The sequence below is a fragment of the Stappia sp. ES.058 genome (assembly GCF_900105595.1).
In the GTDB taxonomy this organism is placed as follows: domain Bacteria; phylum Pseudomonadota; class Alphaproteobacteria; order Rhizobiales; family Stappiaceae; genus Stappia.
On the sequence record NZ_LT629784.1, the window covers coordinates 2,314,160 to 2,329,213 of the forward strand.

15 protein-coding genes and 1 tRNA gene are annotated in these 15,054 nt (G+C 61.4%); 6 read left to right on the plus strand and 10 right to left on the minus strand.

What is annotated here, in order from left to right; all coding sequences use genetic code 11:
- The first annotated feature begins 1 nt into the window (after position 1).
- The 3 genes from BLU32_RS10625 to BLU32_RS10635 all read left to right on the plus strand — a co-directional run bounded on the left by BLU32_RS10625 (position 2) and on the right by BLU32_RS10635 (position 3,914).
- Positions 2-1,279, plus strand: a complete 1,278-nt coding sequence (locus tag BLU32_RS10625; RefSeq protein ID WP_093806844.1) for a TRAP transporter large permease — start codon at positions 2-4, stop codon at positions 1,277-1,279.
- Positions 1,280-1,289: 10 nt separating this feature from the next.
- Positions 1,290-2,360, plus strand: coding sequence for an L-idonate 5-dehydrogenase (locus BLU32_RS10630; RefSeq protein ID WP_093806846.1), 1,071 nt, complete (start codon positions 1,290-1,292; stop codon positions 2,358-2,360).
- 375 nt (positions 2,361-2,735) lie between these two features.
- A complete protein-coding gene (locus BLU32_RS10635; RefSeq protein WP_093806848.1) occupies positions 2,736-3,914 on the plus strand; it encodes an IS481 family transposase in 1,179 nt (392 codons plus the stop codon).
- A gap of 55 nt (positions 3,915-3,969) precedes the next feature.
- Here BLU32_RS10635 and BLU32_RS10640 read toward each other — a convergent pair.
- A tRNA-Ser gene (locus tag BLU32_RS10640) sits at positions 3,970-4,059 on the minus strand.
- 247 nt (positions 4,060-4,306) lie between these two features.
- Here BLU32_RS10640 and BLU32_RS10645 point away from each other — a divergent pair.
- Positions 4,307-5,011, plus strand: a complete 705-nt coding sequence (locus tag BLU32_RS10645; protein WP_157727627.1) for a LuxR family transcriptional regulator — start codon at positions 4,307-4,309, stop codon at positions 5,009-5,011.
- A gap of 580 nt (positions 5,012-5,591) precedes the next feature.
- On the opposite strand, the gene BLU32_RS10655 is transcribed toward BLU32_RS10645, so the two are convergent.
- Both BLU32_RS10655 and BLU32_RS21800 read right to left on the minus strand, forming a co-directional pair.
- On the minus strand, positions 5,592-5,861 hold the full coding sequence (locus tag BLU32_RS10655) for a hypothetical protein (RefSeq protein ID WP_172838558.1): 270 nt from the start codon (positions 5,859-5,861) through the stop codon (positions 5,592-5,594).
- Between the two features lie 212 nt (positions 5,862-6,073).
- Positions 6,074-6,295, minus strand: a complete 222-nt coding sequence (locus tag BLU32_RS21800; protein WP_157727628.1) for a hypothetical protein — start codon at positions 6,293-6,295, stop codon at positions 6,074-6,076.
- Here BLU32_RS21800 and BLU32_RS10660 point away from each other — a divergent pair.
- A complete protein-coding gene (locus BLU32_RS10660; protein ID WP_093806853.1) occupies positions 6,294-6,716 on the plus strand; it encodes a DUF2147 domain-containing protein in 423 nt (140 codons plus the stop codon). The two genes, BLU32_RS21800 and BLU32_RS10660, sit on opposite strands and share 2 nt — an antisense overlap.
- A gap of 79 nt (positions 6,717-6,795) precedes the next feature.
- Here the strand turns inward: BLU32_RS10660 and BLU32_RS10665 are convergent, their stop codons facing one another.
- Positions 6,796-7,509 (minus strand): glutathione S-transferase N-terminal domain-containing protein, encoded by a 714-nt coding sequence (locus tag BLU32_RS10665; RefSeq protein WP_093806854.1) that lies wholly within the window; start codon positions 7,507-7,509, stop codon positions 6,796-6,798.
- Positions 7,510-7,882: 373 nt separating this feature from the next.
- Here BLU32_RS10665 and BLU32_RS10670 point away from each other — a divergent pair, with 373 nt between their 5' ends.
- A complete protein-coding gene (locus BLU32_RS10670; protein WP_157727629.1) occupies positions 7,883-8,689 on the plus strand; it encodes a hypothetical protein in 807 nt (268 codons plus the stop codon).
- Between the two features lie 47 nt (positions 8,690-8,736).
- On the opposite strand, the gene BLU32_RS10675 is transcribed toward BLU32_RS10670, so the two are convergent.
- The 6 genes from BLU32_RS10675 to BLU32_RS10700 form a co-directional block, all read right to left on the minus strand.
- The gene (locus tag BLU32_RS10675; RefSeq protein ID WP_093806856.1) at positions 8,737-9,219 is read right to left on the minus strand and encodes a GNAT family N-acetyltransferase; all 483 of its coding nucleotides are present in this window, start codon (positions 9,217-9,219) and stop codon (positions 8,737-8,739) included.
- A gap of 8 nt (positions 9,220-9,227) precedes the next feature.
- Complete coding sequence (locus tag BLU32_RS10680; RefSeq protein ID WP_093806857.1) at positions 9,228-9,923, minus strand: cyclopropane-fatty-acyl-phospholipid synthase family protein; 696 nt, start codon at positions 9,921-9,923, stop codon at positions 9,228-9,230.
- Positions 9,920-11,155: a DUF3419 family protein gene (locus BLU32_RS10685; RefSeq protein WP_093806858.1), complete on the minus strand. Its 1,236-nt coding sequence runs from the start codon at positions 11,153-11,155 to the stop codon at positions 9,920-9,922. Before BLU32_RS10685 ends, BLU32_RS10680 begins: the two co-directional genes overlap by 4 nt.
- A gap of 93 nt (positions 11,156-11,248) precedes the next feature.
- A complete protein-coding gene (gatB, locus tag BLU32_RS10690; protein WP_093806860.1) occupies positions 11,249-12,733 on the minus strand; it encodes an Asp-tRNA(Asn)/Glu-tRNA(Gln) amidotransferase subunit GatB in 1,485 nt (494 codons plus the stop codon).
- Between the two features lie 255 nt (positions 12,734-12,988).
- Entirely contained in the window at positions 12,989-13,816 is an 828-nt protein-coding gene (locus BLU32_RS10695) for a hypothetical protein (RefSeq protein WP_093810872.1), read from the minus strand.
- Positions 13,817-14,002: 186 nt separating this feature from the next.
- Positions 14,003-15,043: an AraC family transcriptional regulator gene (locus BLU32_RS10700; RefSeq protein ID WP_093806862.1), complete on the minus strand. Its 1,041-nt coding sequence runs from the start codon at positions 15,041-15,043 to the stop codon at positions 14,003-14,005.
- Positions 15,044-15,054: the final 11 nt, after the last annotated feature.

Here is a 15,054-nt window from a genome sequence, read left to right on the forward strand (position 1 = left end):
CATGGACGTCACGATTCTGTTTTCGGTATTCGTCCTGGGCCTTATTCTCGGGATCCCGGTGGCGATCACGCTTGGTCTGTCGTCACTGGCCTACATGCTGTTCGCCGGAATGCCTGTGGTCGCGATGCCGCAGAAGATGTATGCGGGCATGGACGTTTTCGTCCTTCTATCGATCCCGGGCTTCATTCTCGCCGGCAACCTGATGAACCGCGGCGGAATCACCACGCGCATCATCCGTTTTGCCAACGCGCTGGTCGGCTGGATCCGCGGTGGACTGGGACTGACCAACATTTCTGCCTCGATGCTGTTTGGCGGCATCACCGGCACCGCGGTGGCCGACGCCGCCTCGATTGGCGGGGTCATGATCCCCGGGATGAAGAAGGCGGGCTATCCGGCCGATTTCTCCGCCGCCGTCACCGCCGCTTCCTCGACCGTGGGGCCGATCATCCCGCCCTCGGTTCCGATGATCATCGTGGGCGCGCTGTCCGGTATCTCGGTGGGCAAGATGTTCCTGGCCGGCGCTGTTCCCGGCATCCTGATGGGCGTCGCCATGATGGTGACCTGCTACATCATCGCAGTGCGCAAGGGCTTTCCGTATCAATCGTGGCAGGGCATGTCCGAAGTCGCCCGGTCCTTCGGAGGGGCGATCTGGGCGCTGGCGATGACCTTTCTTATCATCTACGGCCTGCTTTCGGGTCTGTCGACCCCGACCGAAACGGCGGTGATCGCCAGCGTTTACGCCTTTGTCGTTGGCGCTTTCATCTACCGCGAACTGCCACTGCGCTCAGTGCCCGGCATCGTGATCGACAGCGCCGTTTCGGCGGCGGGCATCCTGGCGCTCGTGGGCTTCGCCAACGTCTTCGGCTGGATCCTCGTTTCCGAGCGCATCCCGCAAGCCATCGCGAACGGCGTGTTGTCCATTACAGACAACCGCTTCGTCGTGATCCTTCTGATCAACCTGCTGCTGCTGTTCGTCGGCATGTTCATGGAAACGATCGCCGCTCTGATCATTCTCTTCGTGCCGCTGCTGTCGCTCGCCACCGCCGTCGGCATCGACCCGCTGCACTTCGCCACCTTTGCCGTGCTCAACCTGATGATCGGCCTGACCACACCGCCCGTCGGCGTCTGCCTGTTCGTCTGCGCGGGCATCGCGCGCTTGCCACTGGGGCCTGTGGTCGTGGCAATTCTCCCCTTTCTGGTGACCAACATCCTCGTGCTGCTGGCAGTCTCCTACTTCCCGCCCCTGGCCACGTGGCTGCCCTCCGTCCTCTCACCCTAAGAGCGTATCCATGCCAACCCCCGTTTGCCGCCTCTACGGCCAGAACGACATCCGTATCGAGACACACGATGTCGGCGAGCCCGGGTTTGGCGAAGTGCGCGTCGCCATGGCGGCAGGCGGCATCTGCGGGTCCGACCTGCACTACTTTCAAGACGGAGGCTTCGGACCGATCCGGGTGCGCGAACCCATCATCCTGGGGCACGAGGCATCGGGCACTGTCAAAGCCCTTGGCGAAGGCGTGAACGAACTGTCCGTAGGCGACCGGGTCGCGATCAATCCGAGCCGTCCCTGTGGCAGTTGCCGGTATTGCCGCGAGGAGCTGACGACGCATTGCCTCAAGATGCGGTTTAACGGCTCGGCCCTGCGCTTCCCGCACGAACAGGGGCTGTTCCGCGGGGAAATGGTGGTCGATGCGGGCCAATGCATTCCGTTCGGACCGAAAACGAGTTTTTCCGAAGCCGCATGCGCCGAACCCCTCGCCGTGTGTCTCCACGCCCGCAACATGGCGGGCCCGCTCGCGGGCAAGCGGGTGATGGTCACCGGCGCCGGCCCCATCGGCGCGCTCTGCACCGCGCTCGCCGCCGAAGACGGTGCCGACGAAATCGTGGTCACCGACCTTCAGGACCTGCCCCTCGAAGTCGCCCGCAAGATGGGCGCCACACAGACGATCAACGTCTCGGACGAGCCCGCCACACTGGACCAATACGCTGCGGACAAGGGACACTTCGACATCGTTTTCGAGTGCTCCGCCGCCGCACCCGCCATCCGTGGAGCCATCGCCGCGATCCGGCCGCAGGGGCGCATGGTTCAGGTCGGTGTGGCCGGCGAAACGCCACTGCCGCTCAACGCCCTGGTTGGCAAGGAATTGAACCTGCAAGGCACTCAGCGTTTCCTTGCAGCAGATTTTACCGAGGCGGTTCAGCTCATCTCGGACCTACGGATCGATGTCAGACCGATCATCACAGGTCGATATCCTTTGGGACAGGCCGAGAAGGCGTTTCGGGTCGCAGGCGACCGGTCGGCGGCCGTGAAGGTGCAAATCCTGTTTGACGAGGCGGAAAACTTCGCCAGCGTCACCTGATGGCAGCACCAAGAACCGGTCGTGCCAGCGTGACTCAAACAAACCGGCCTTCGGCAAACCCGGTGCGGTTCAATCTTCGAATTCTAAGAGACACACCAAAAAGCTCCGCAATGAAATTCATCGCTCAATCGCGAAACAGCGCGAAGGTCGTAAAATCCGCTTAGCGGTCGTTAGGCACTTTACCGCCTCGAAAGAATGCGCCCAAAACCCGCCCATGCCTGTTGGCAAAAAGATGAGACATGAAATTTTGTGCCCGTTGCCCTGATCTCGGCTGACGGGACCGGAAATGCAAATATTGTATTGCCCGACCTTAGACATAGGTGACAGACCGTTCCGGACACATAGGTAACACTTTCCGTTTTATGGGAGGTGTCGATGCCGTGGCAAGAGGTGTCCAAAGTGGAGGAACGTCTTCGTTTCGTCGCCCGCCTGTTGGATGGCGAAGGCATGAGTTCGGTTTGCCGGGAGTTCGGTATTTCCCGCAAGACCGGTTACAAGATCTGGAAGCGTTATCAGTGCGATGGGATGGAAGCGCTTTGCGACCGGTCCCGCAGGCCTGTGCGCTACGCCAACCAGCTTCCGGAACAGGTTGAGCGTCTGATTGTCGCGACACGGAAGGAGAAGCCCTATTGGGGTGCGCGCAAGATCCGGGAAGTGCTTGTGCGCAAGCTTGCTGGTGACGTTCGCATTCCCGCGCAGAGCACGGTGCATGCGGTTCTGGACCGGCACGGCCTTGTCAGCAGAGCCCGCAAGAGGCGGCGCGCCAACAAGGCCGAAGGAACGCCTCTTTCAGCTGGAGTTGCCCCCAACGATCTCTGGGCAACAGATTTCAAGGGCGAGTTCAAGCTGGGCAACCGGCACTACTGTTACCCCTTGACGGTCACCGACCATGCGTCCCGCTACCTGCTGAGTTGCGAGGCCTTTGACTCGACGAAGGAAAAGCCGGTCGCCGAAGCGTTCCTCGCCCTGTTCAAAGAGCGCGGACTACCGTGTGCGATCCGCACGGACAACGGCTTGCCCTTTGCCTCGCCGAACGGGCTCTACAACTTGTCCAAGCTGTCGGTGTGGTGGTTGCGCCTGGGCATCGGGATTGAGCGCATCAAACCAGGCCATCCCCAACAGAACGGCTGCCACGAGCGCATGCACCTTACCCTGAAGAAGAAAGCCACCCGGCCTCCGGGCATGAACAGTCTGCAGCAACAGGCCAAGTTCGACGCTTTCATGAGGGAATTCAATGAGGAGCGGCCCCATGAAGCGCTTGCCATGAAGACCCCGGCGGAAGTCTACACACCCTCATCAAGACTGTATCAGGGCCTGCCGGACCTTGACTATCCCTCCCATGACAGGGACGCTCTGGTCACGGCTTGCGGACGGATCTGCATGCATCGCAAGAAGATCAACGTCTCAACCGTTCTGGCCGGTCAGAAGCTCAGGATCAGGGAAGTGGAGGATGGAATTTGGCTGATCAGCTTCATGAGCTATGATCTGGGATACATCGACCTGGAGCAGAGAACACTACAGACAATCGACAACCCGTTCGGCACGAGGTTGTAACCCATGTCTCCGGAACGGTCTGTTACCTATGTCTCCGGATCGGACATATGGAAAATGGCGGAGAGGAAGGGATTCGAACCCTCGAAACGGTCTCCCGTTTACTCCCTTAGCAGGGGAGCGCCTTCGACCACTCGGCCACCTCTCCGATGTGATCGGGATAGGCGGAATAGCCGCATGGGTCAAGCCATTTTCAGGCGGAAACGCACAGGCTTCCCGCCGGGCCCGGATGATGCGGAACGTACCTGAACGCCGCGCGAACGGCTCCATGCCCGTCACATTGTCCGACCTTCCGTCATCGGACTTAAACGCATAAGGTTTATTCAGTGCAACAACGCTTTTTGCGTGCATCAAGCCTGCAACAGGGAGCAAAGCCGTTGCACCACGACACCTTCATGCAACTCTTGGAGCATATTCGCGATGCATCCGAGGAGACCGCGATCTGCGACTCGCTCCTGCGCATCGCCGCCCGATATGGCCTCACGCACGTCTTATGCGGCGTCCTTCCTGGCCAAGTGCCCGCCGCTCCGGCAGCGCAGGCGCAAATCCTGTTCAACCGCTGGCCCGACGAGTGGCTGCTGCGCTATTTCGACGAGGGGCACGTGCATGAGGACCCGGTCATTCATCGCGTCCTGGTGTCCTGTTACGGGTTTCGATGGTCCGACGCCATTGCCGGGGCCCCCTCCCCGGCTGCGGACCGATTGTTCGGTGCGGCGCGCGAACACGGGCTCGCCGACGGGGTTGCGATACCGGTGTTCACCGCCGGCGGCACGAGAGGAAGCCTGTCGCTGGGTGGCGCGCGGGTCGAACTGACAGACAGGGACATCGCAATGCTCGAAATCGCGGCCGGTCTTGCCGTGGACTCCGCCGGCTCGGCAACGCAGCACCGCAAGACCGCCAGGGATCTCGGCCTGACACCGCGCGAATACGACTGCCTGAGATGGACGGCGGAAGGCAAGACCGACCGAGATATCGCGACCTTGACCGGACTCGCCGTTCGCACGGTCGAGGATCACGGCGCATCCCTGCGTCGCAAACTCAACGCGGTCAACCGGGCACATCTCGTGACCCGTGGCTTCCGTGCCGGCCTCCTGCGCTGAGGTGGCGACACCGTCAAAAGATACCGCATCGTGGGAATCCACGATGGCGCGCGAGCGCAAAGGCATGGACACTCCCCTCCCAGTCCACCGGGAAACGGCCTGTCGGCACAGATCGGCTCGAACAAGCCACGCCTCACCGCCGAAGCAAGGGTCAAGGGTGTGTCGCACGCAAAAGAAACACGCATCGCAAGACAACGGACGGCCGCGCGCACCATCGCCCGGAGAACGGAAGCACTGATCAATGCCCTTCCGGACCATGCGGACTTTGTGTCGCTAAGGGAAAAACTGAAGCAGGCGGAGGCCGTTTCACGCCTGCTTTCCTTGCCGGATGGCGGAACCGCGATGCGTCCGCTGCCAGGGACGGCACGGCGGGGATCCCCGAAATCCACAAACAACCGCTTTGACAAAGACGGAACGTGACCCGACGGCGAACCCGAAGCCTGGAGGGCGCCACGGGCGGCCGCACGCAGGTTGGACGTGGCGACCGCGACATCAATCCGTCGATCGGATCAAACGCCGCGATCGGTTGACGGGCACTCAAACAATGCGGCCCTGTACGCCGGGCCGGGCGCCGGGATGCTCAATTCAAGCTGAGCCATTCACGCGCGGCACGCTGGGCTTCGGCAACCTCCGACCGGCTCATCTCGCCGGCAATATCACGACGATGACGCACCGCGTCCGTGTTTCCCTTCATCGCAGCCAGGTTGAGCCACTTGTGCGCGGACACGAGATCCGTTTCGCCATGACGGCCGCAGGCACAATCAAGGCCCATCTGCAGCAGGATGTCGGGTCCGGCGGGCTGACCGCCCATGGTTGCCAGTTCGGTGTTTCCAAGATCAAGACGAGCCATTTCACACTCCGTTTCCGTTCAACGCGAAGGCTTCACATCATGCGAAGCCAAGAATGGTGAAAGACGTCGTTTCGGCTTGTTATGTACGCATCTTTCAACGTCGAGTGTGTCGTCAGGCTTTCAACGGAAGCTTAAAAAGCGCGCTTAACAAGAACCAAACACAATTAAAATTTTCCGTAAATTTAATAAGCGATTCACCAGGAACGTCGGATTCAGTCTGCAAAATCAACCGGCATTTCCGAAATTCCGAAAGAAGCCGTCAACCAGGGATTCACCATCTGAACAATGAGGGATTTTTGTTGCGCAGCGAATGCACCGGAAAAATCGCCCGTTGCCGCCCGACACAGGTGGTCAAGATCTCCAATCATGCCTACATTCCGTTTACGTAAACGACAAGAAACCTGATCATTGGCCGTGTGGAGGAAATCAGACATGTCGCATATCCGTTTGGCCGCATCCGCGTTGGCCGCAGCGGTTCTGGGTTTTGCATCGACTGCGACGCTTGCCGCCGATGCCACAGGTGTCTGGCAACGTCCGAGCGGCACCTCGCGTATCGAAATCAGCCCTTGCGGGTCATCGCTGTGCGGAAAGCTGGTGTGGTTGAAGGCCCCGCGCAATGACTCGAAAAATCCCGACCCGGCAAAACGCGCGCGACCGCTGCTGGGCACACGCACGGTGATGGGCATGACACCCGCGGGCGACGCGGGTGTTTGGAAGGGCAAGGTCTACAACGCGGAAGACGGAAAGACCTATTCGGGACGCATGACCCTGGAAGGACCCGACAAACTCTCCCTCAAGGGGTGCGTGCTGGGCGGACTGATCTGCAGGGGCGAAACCTGGAGCCGCGTCAAATAGCGGGCAGACGGCAAAAAGAAGGGCGCACCGACACCGCGCCGGCCGCCCTTCCCCCAGTTTGCCATGAACGGTGAGCGGCTCAGCGCGCCCGCTGACCAAACAACACCGATTGCGCATTCTTGTTGCCGGCAAGGTCGAGCTTTTCCCGCTCTTCCTGGCCGACGGCAAGCCCGCGTGCGACCGCCGGACGCGCCGTCAGTGCCTCCAGCCAGCGTTTCACATTGGGGAAATCGGCGGCAAGATCCATCCCCTGTCGCTCCCAGCCCTTGGCCCAGCCGACCATGGCCATGTCGGCGATGCTGTATTCGCCGGCGACGAAATCCTGCCCCTCCAGTTGCTTGTTCAACACGCCATACAGCCGGTGAGTCTCATTGAGGTAGCGATCCATCGCATAGGGAAGCTTTTCGGGCGCATAGACGCGGAAGTGGTGGTTCTGGCCAAGCATCGGGCCGAAGCCGCCCATCTGCCACATCAGCCATTCCTCGACTTTCACCCTTGCGCGTTCGTCGCCCGGATAGAACCGGCCGAATTTGCGACCGAGGTACTGAAGGATTGCGCCCGATTCAAAAATGGAAATGGGCTCGCCGCCGGGACCTTCGGGATCGACGATTGCCGGCATGCGATTGTTCGGCGCGATCTTCAGAAAGTCCGGCTTGAACTGGTCGCCTGCGCCGATGTTGACGTATTTGATCTCATAGGGAACGCCCAACTCCTCCAGAAGGATCGTAACCTTCCAGCCGTTCGGTGTCGGCCAGTAGTGAACTTCGATGGGCTCTTTCTGGGTGACGGTCATTCTTGTCTCCGGAACATGTCGTGAAGCTTGCGGAAAAACCCGCTGTCGTGCCTAGACATAGGCAGCGGCGCCCCATCCGGCAAAGGCTGATTGTCCGCGCGCTCGAATGAGCTTGAAACGATGTACGCTCGATCAAGTGGCCTGAACGCAGAAGCCCGCCCTCACAGCATCCGCATACCGCCAAGCTGCGAGGCCGTCAGATCGAATGCGAAAAAATTCGGCAGCCGCAGGTTCGCGCACCGTGTGAAAACGAATTGCATTTCTTTATTATGCATTAATAAATTGAATAGCTTGCAATTTTGAAGTAATATTTCCCGTTTTCATTATTATCCAAATTCATCGACAATAAAAATCTGGAGGGGGAGTTTTTGGGATGTTTAGAAAACTAATTATCCTTGCAGCATTTGTCATTTCAACAAACGCCCCTGCGGAAGCCGGGCGTTTGGGGAAGTGTGTAAAATGCGTCAGCAATGCGGGGCCGGCAATCGACACTTGGGATATGGGAAATCCACTTGGTGGATGCGGACTTCTGAACTCGGGCGGCGACGGCATTCCGGCACTGTGCGACGCCAACATGGGCATCGTGCGCGGCGGCCCTTTGAATGATCCTTTTTGGCGTTGCTCAACACGCTCTTCCAGGTTCAACACCTGGATCGGTGGCGAGGACAAGGATCTTATCATCGTGGGAGATGATCAAAGCGATATTTCGAAAGGAACTCTCTTCCGAATTCAGGACGGTGATGAATACGATTGCGAAGTGGATGTCTTCACGGGCAGGAACCACTCGGTTCTTCGCTACGGGAAAGACAACGATATATTTGATATATTCACCAGAAATTCGACGGGGTTCGTGCGTCACACTTACCGGATCGAAGACGGACAGGGGCACGGGATTGTCTCCGGAGACAATATCGTCGGGCGGCTCTACGGGCGGCACAAAGACATACTCGCGTTGTATGGAATCGCCGACGACGGAACCGTAACAGAATGGCGTCGCGGCTTTTTTGACGGTAGAGGCCAGGGAATGGAACTGCTCGGGCCATCCGACATCGGTCTTGTCTATGGCAACGACAACGATATCCGCGTCAGATTTTGCTTCGATGGGCAGACGTGGAAATTCGGCCCCCATATCGGTTTCGGCCAACCCTTCCCCGCGACTTGCTCGCAAGCGCTGCCTTGAAGCGGAACGGACACATTCAGCCGGACCTCTCCGAGCCGCCGCGCCCCTCACAGCATCCGCTTGTAGCCGATATGCGAGGCGTCATAGCCAAGCGCCGTATAAAAGGCATGCGATCCTTCGCGCGCCCGGTTCGACGTCAGTTGCAACAACACGCAGCCGGCCTCGCGGGCGCGCGCCTCGGCGAAGCGCATGATCGCGCGCCCGATCCCCAGGCGACGAAACTCCGGCATGACGTGCACGCTCTCGACCTGGGCGCGCGGGCGCCCTTGAAACGACAGCCCCTCTATCACCGTGAGCTCGAACGATCCGGCAATCGCCCCTGCCTCCCCCTCGCAACGCACGACATGGAGCGTCGTGGTCCCACCGGCTTTCATCCGCCGGAAGGCCGCGACATAGGGGGCCGGATCCTCGCTCTCCGCATCAGCGCGGGCGCCGACGGCATTGGCCCTCAACAGGCGGAGGATGTCCGGCAGGTCATGCTCCAGCGCCGGACCAATCGTGACAGCAAGCGTATCGGTGGGGTCGATCATGCATGAACTCAATCGTTTGGTGGCTTGCGAGCGGCATCATGGCCCACGCGCCCGTAGACAGCATAGCCGCCATGAAGAATGGATACATCCGCGCGCGCGCCATGACGGGCGGCAAGGCCGGAAAGCACGTGGGGAAGGTCACCCCGCGGCGTTACGTGAAAGGCGGCGAGCCATGCCTGAAAGGGGCCACGCAGTATCGTGGGATAGCGCGTCATCGTGCCGAAGTCGACGCAGGAAAGCTCTCCGCCGTCGCCAAGCAGGCCCAATCCGGCCTCAAGCGCTTGCTGCCAGGGTGGGATCATCGACAGCGCATAGGAGACGAACACCCGATCGAAGGTCTCGCGCCCGAAGACGACGCGCGGATCGAAAGCGCTTGCGTCGCCTTGCGCGATCACGACCCGCCCTCCAAGCCCTGCCCGGTCGATGGAGCGCCTTGCACTGTCGAGCATGGCCGACGACAGGTCGATGCCGAAAAACCGGGCCGTCGGATAGCGCTGCGCGGCCACGACAAGGTTGCGGGCGGTCCCGCACCCCAGTTCCAGCACCGTCCCGCCATCAGGCGGCTGGAGATCGGCGATAAGACGGTCACGCCCCAGCAGATAGGGCTTTCGCGTCATGTCATAGATGTGCCGCTGCCAGCCGTAAATCCGGTCCATCAGCACCGCGCCGGCGGTGTCGCCCTGGCTGGTCCCCTGCCCACTCATGCGGACTTGCGGATGTAGAGATGCATTCCGCCGTAGATCGAGGAGCGATCCCGCGCGCTGCAATGGGCGGAGGTTTCGGCGTCATAGTCCCAGCGGTCGAGAATGTCGGCTGCGACCCGCCCGGGCAGAAGCGACGGCTCGGCGGCGGTGCGAAACACCACCCGTGCCCCGGGGCGCGCCGTGCGGGTGATCTCGGCCCAAAGCTCGTTGAGCGTATCGTCCGACATCCAGTCCTGCGCATCCAGAAGCACATACCGGTCAACGCTCTCCTCCTGCTGATCGGCCAGATGGTCGGTGAAGGAGCGGTTGGCCACCTGCACGCGGTCGGCGCGCGCGCGAACATCATCGAAATGCGCTCGGCGCAGATAGGGCGGCAGCGGACCGGCCTCGTCGTCGGCATAGCCGCGTCCGAAGGCCTGCCACGCGAAGTAATTTTCCGAAAGCGGAAAGCCGCAGGCCAGCCGCTCCAGCCTTTGGCGCAGGACGCCGGCCATCCCGTCATTGCCGGCAGACGCCAGCGCCTCGTATTGCGCCGGCGGAATACCGAGACCGTAGAGCGAGACCTTCTTCGAGGTCGCCCAGCGCACCATGCGCTTGTCGAAGAGCGGCGCGAGCGCCGTGTCGAAGAAGCTGCGCTGCTCGGCCATCGTGCGCGCCTTGAGCAGGTCCTTCGGGTCGATGCCGTAAAGCCGCGCCACCCTGTGGCCCCAGCCGATGAAATAGCCGAGCAGACCGTGATGGTAGAGATCGCGCGCAAAAAGCGAAATCCGCCTGCGCCCGGTGAGATCGCGACGTTCCCAATAGGCGCGGGTGTCCGCATCCAGGTGCGGCTGGAGAAAGCGCTCGTAGGCCGCCACATTGGCGGCCTGGTCGGCCTTGCCGAAGAAGCGATAGAACGCGTCATAGTTGGGCAGCTGTGTCGCCGCCGTCAGTTTCAGCCGCGTCAGCGCGACATGCGCCTTGTTGAGATCGACGGCGGTGATCGCGCGCGGGTCGGCGGTCAGATAGGACAGGATGTTGCAGCCGCCGGAGGCAATCGCCACGATTCGGTGATCGCGCTCGATCGCAAGCGCTTCCATGTCGATTTCCGGGTCTTCCCAGATCTGCGGATAGACAAGGCCCTTGAAGGCAAAGGTGAAGGCGCGCTCCAAAAACCCCTCGCCCGACAGCGCCCTGTTGCGATGCACGGCCTTTTCGAGCAATCCGCCCGCGCCCGTCTGTCCAGCCTTCATGCCCGTTCTCCCAAATCATGGATCGTCATGACTTGAGCCGGGTAAGCCGTCTGCGTTACGGGAGCATGACAAACATGCTCAATGCGCCGCTTATCACTCGATGCCGATCTTCGACTTGAGCAGGTCGTTGACCGCCTTGGGGTTGGCCTTGCCGCCGGTCGCCTTCATCACCTGACCGACGAACCAGCCAAGCAGGCCGGGCTTTTCCTTGGCCTGCTCCACCTTCTCCGGATTGGCCGCGATGATCTTGTCGACCTCCGCCTCGATGGCGCCGAGATCCGTCACCTGCTTCATGCCGCGCGTCTCGACGATCTCCGCCGGGTCGCCGCCCTCGGTCCACAGGATCTCGAAAAGGTCCTTGGCGATCTTGCCGGAAATCGTGCCGTCCTTGACGAGATCGACCAGCCCGCCGAGCTGTGCCGCCGACACAGGCGTTTCGCCAAGATCGAAGCCTTCCTTGTTGAGCCGGCCGAACAACTCGTTGATCACCCAGTTTGCCGAGAGTTTCGCATCGCGCCCCGCCGCGACAAGCTCGAAGAAGTCCGCCGAGGCCCGCTCCATGATCAGGATGTCGGCGTCATAGGCCGACAGGCCGTAATCGGCGATGAACCGCGCCTTCTTGTCGTCGGGAAGTTCCGGCAGGCCGCTTGCCAGCGCATCGACATAGGCTTGGCCGAACTCCAGCGGCAAAAGGTCGGGATCTGGGAAATAGCGATAGTCATGCGCCTCTTCCTTGGAGCGCATCGAGCGGGTTTCGCCCTTCACGGGGTCGAACAGCCGCGTTTCCTGATCGATCGATCCGCCGTCTTCCAGAATGCCGATCTGGCGGCGTGCTTCGTAATCAATCGCCTGACCGACGAAGCGGATGGAGTTGACGTTCTTGATCTCGCAGCGCGTGCCGAAATCGCCGCCCGGCGCGCGCACAGACACGTTGACGTCCGCACGCATCGAACCCTGGTCCATGTTGCCGTCGCAGGTACCGAGATACCGCAGGATGCTGCGCAATTTGGTCAGATAGGTCTTGGCCTCGTCGCCGGAGCGCAGATCGGGCTTGGAGACGATCTCCATCAGCGCCACACCCGAGCGGTTCAGATCGACAAACGACATGGTCGCGTGCTGGTCGTGCAAGGATTTGCCCGCGTCCTGCTCAAGATGCAGGCGCTCGACACCGACGGTCACCTTCTCGCCGTCGGCCATGTCGAGCAGAACCTCGCCTTCGCCGACGATCGGCTGCTTGAACTGCGAGATCTGGTAGCCCTGCGGCAGGTCGGGGTAGAAATAGTTTTTGCGGTCAAACACCGACCTGTGGTTGATCTCTGCCTTTAGTCCGAGGCCGGTGCGCACGGCCTGTGCGACGCATTCCTCGTTGATCACCGGCAGCATGCCGGGCATCGCGGCATCGACAAGGCTGACATTGGAATTGGGCTCGCGGCCGAATTCGGTCGAGGCACCGGAAAAGAGCTTCGCGTTGGAGGTGACCTGCGCATGAACCTCAAGCCCGATCACGATTTCCCAGTCACCGGTGGCGCCCTTAATGAATTTCTTCGGATCGGGAGTGCGGGTGTCGACGATGCTCATGCCGTTTCAGTCCTGCCTGTCGCCCGTTCAGGCCGCCGCGCGCACGCGCGCGAAATCCGACCACGGGCCTGTCTTGAACACGTGAGTGAGTGGGTAGTGGGTCTTGGCCCGCCCCGCAAGGGGGGAGTGGGGATTGGAAGGCCATGAGCGGCGGCTTTGCGCCCTCGGCGTGCGCATTCATGACCCCGAACCGATCACGCCCCACGCGGCTGCCCCGGTTGGCATCATAAGGGAAAGCAGACAGGAAAACGGTCTCTAGAACTTGAAGGAAACACCCGCGATCGGCCCCTGGACCGTGACATCGAAATCGAAAGTCCCGTTTTTGTAGTCGACCCCGAGCGCCCGATAGCCGGCAACCGCCGAGACATGTTGGGAGATCTCGTAGCCAACGCCTCCCATGACGTCCCAGCCGAAGTTCGACGAGCCGCCGCCGGCTATGGCCGAGCCGGTAAGATAAATCCGGTCGGTGACGTTCACGCGCCCCTTGAGGCCGCCCATGGCATCGACCCATGTCTCCGAATCCTTGAAGGACCGGCCGGCAAGGATGCCGCCATTGTACCTGAGCGTGTTTTCGACAGACCATATGCGTCCGCCAAAGACAGCATCCAGACGCATGTTCGCGCGATCCACAATCGCGTAACCGGCAAGCGCGGTCGCGGACATCGTGGACGAGTCGAGAGCGACGCTCGACGCAAGGACACCGCGCGGCGTGGTTTCGTCCGTGCCCAGCTTCAGATAGAAGAAATCCGTGGTGAGGCTGAAGGGGCCGTTGCGAATTTCCCCCGCGACCGTGGCCGAGAACTGAAGATCGCTCAGGATATCGGAAAAGCCCATGTCGACATCGACGGGCGGGGCTCCGAAAGACGCGACCTTGCCCGACATGCCGGCGGCCCAGAAATAGGGTGCGACTTCGAAACTCCACGGCGACGGCGAGGCGTCCGCCTCCAGGGGAGCGACGGCAATGGACGACGCGGGATCCGCCGCAAACGCGGGCACCGTCTGGAGGCCGGCGGCAAAGCCGAGCCCGGCCAACAGGATGCGCGGCGTCACCGCATTCTTCAACCGCGCGGAAAGCGTTTCCATTTGCAGGTCCTTGTGCTTCGCAGACATTCGATGGATCACCGAAACGCATCGTGATGGCGTCATGCCCTCGGGATCGGCGCATCCGGGAGAGCCGGCCCTGGCTCATGTTGGCCCGCACAACGGCCCCTCCCCTGAAACCGGTATTCAGTAGGTTTAGAAAAGAAGCCGTCACGCCTGCTTTGCATTTTACGCCAACGCCACCGACCGCTGAAATCGCCTGAACTCCAGGGGAGAGCACCCCATCCAGCGACGAAAGGCCCTCGTGAAGCTTGCATGATCCTCGTAGCCGAGCAGCAGGGCAACCTCCATGATGGGAAGGGTCGTCTCATGCAGGAGGCTTACCGCCCGCTCGTTTCGGACGATGGTCACGATGTCGCGGTAGGAATATCCCTTTTCCAGAAGCTGTCGTTGCAGGCTCCGCACGCTGAGGCCCGCCATCCGCGCCGCGCCCTCGATGTCCGTCCGCCCGTCGAGCAGGCGAAGTGCGGCGATTGCCGACAAGGCCCGCGCCGGCTCGGGTGCGCGCGAAAGGGCATTGTCCGCGATCACCTCCCTCAACGTGAGGATCCTGGACGCCTCTTGCACTTTCCCCACCTTCCGGGTGTCGAGATCGCCGGGTTTGAACGCAATCCCGGTTCCCTTGCGGCCGAAGCGGACGGGAACCTGCAACCGGTCTTCCATCAGGTGGGCATCGCTGTCCCGCTGATAGGGAACCTCGATCCATTCCGGCAGCCAGCCCGGCGCGAGAAACAGCCTGGCAATGATGATCATCGGGCCGATCAGGTGGTCGATATGCTGCACGGCCGACTGTCCGGGCTGCTGTTTGACGTGGCGCCAGAGCGTGGCCGTTGCACCTTCAACGAGCTCCAGCCTGCCATCGGAGGCATGGGCCCAAAAGGTCAGGTTGTAGCGTCGGATCGCTTTGCCCAGCGTGTCCGCCATGGCGCCATAGCGCCCCCACAGGCCGTACCCCCACGCCTTCTGCATCTCGAACCCGATCTCGAGGCCGAAGGTCCGGTCGCCGAGTTCGTGTCCGCATCGCTCGAAAAGACTGATCATGGCCGGAAGGGGAACCGGAGTCTGCGGTGCCCCGATGACGTCCACGGGAAGCCCCGCCCTCTCGAAAACCCGCCAGAGGGCCCGTTCGCCGGCTCGTTGCTCAAAGATCGAAGGCAGGGGACCGAAACCGCTGGCCCTGACCAAGAGTATCGACCCGCTATCGCTCATCGGCCCCGCCG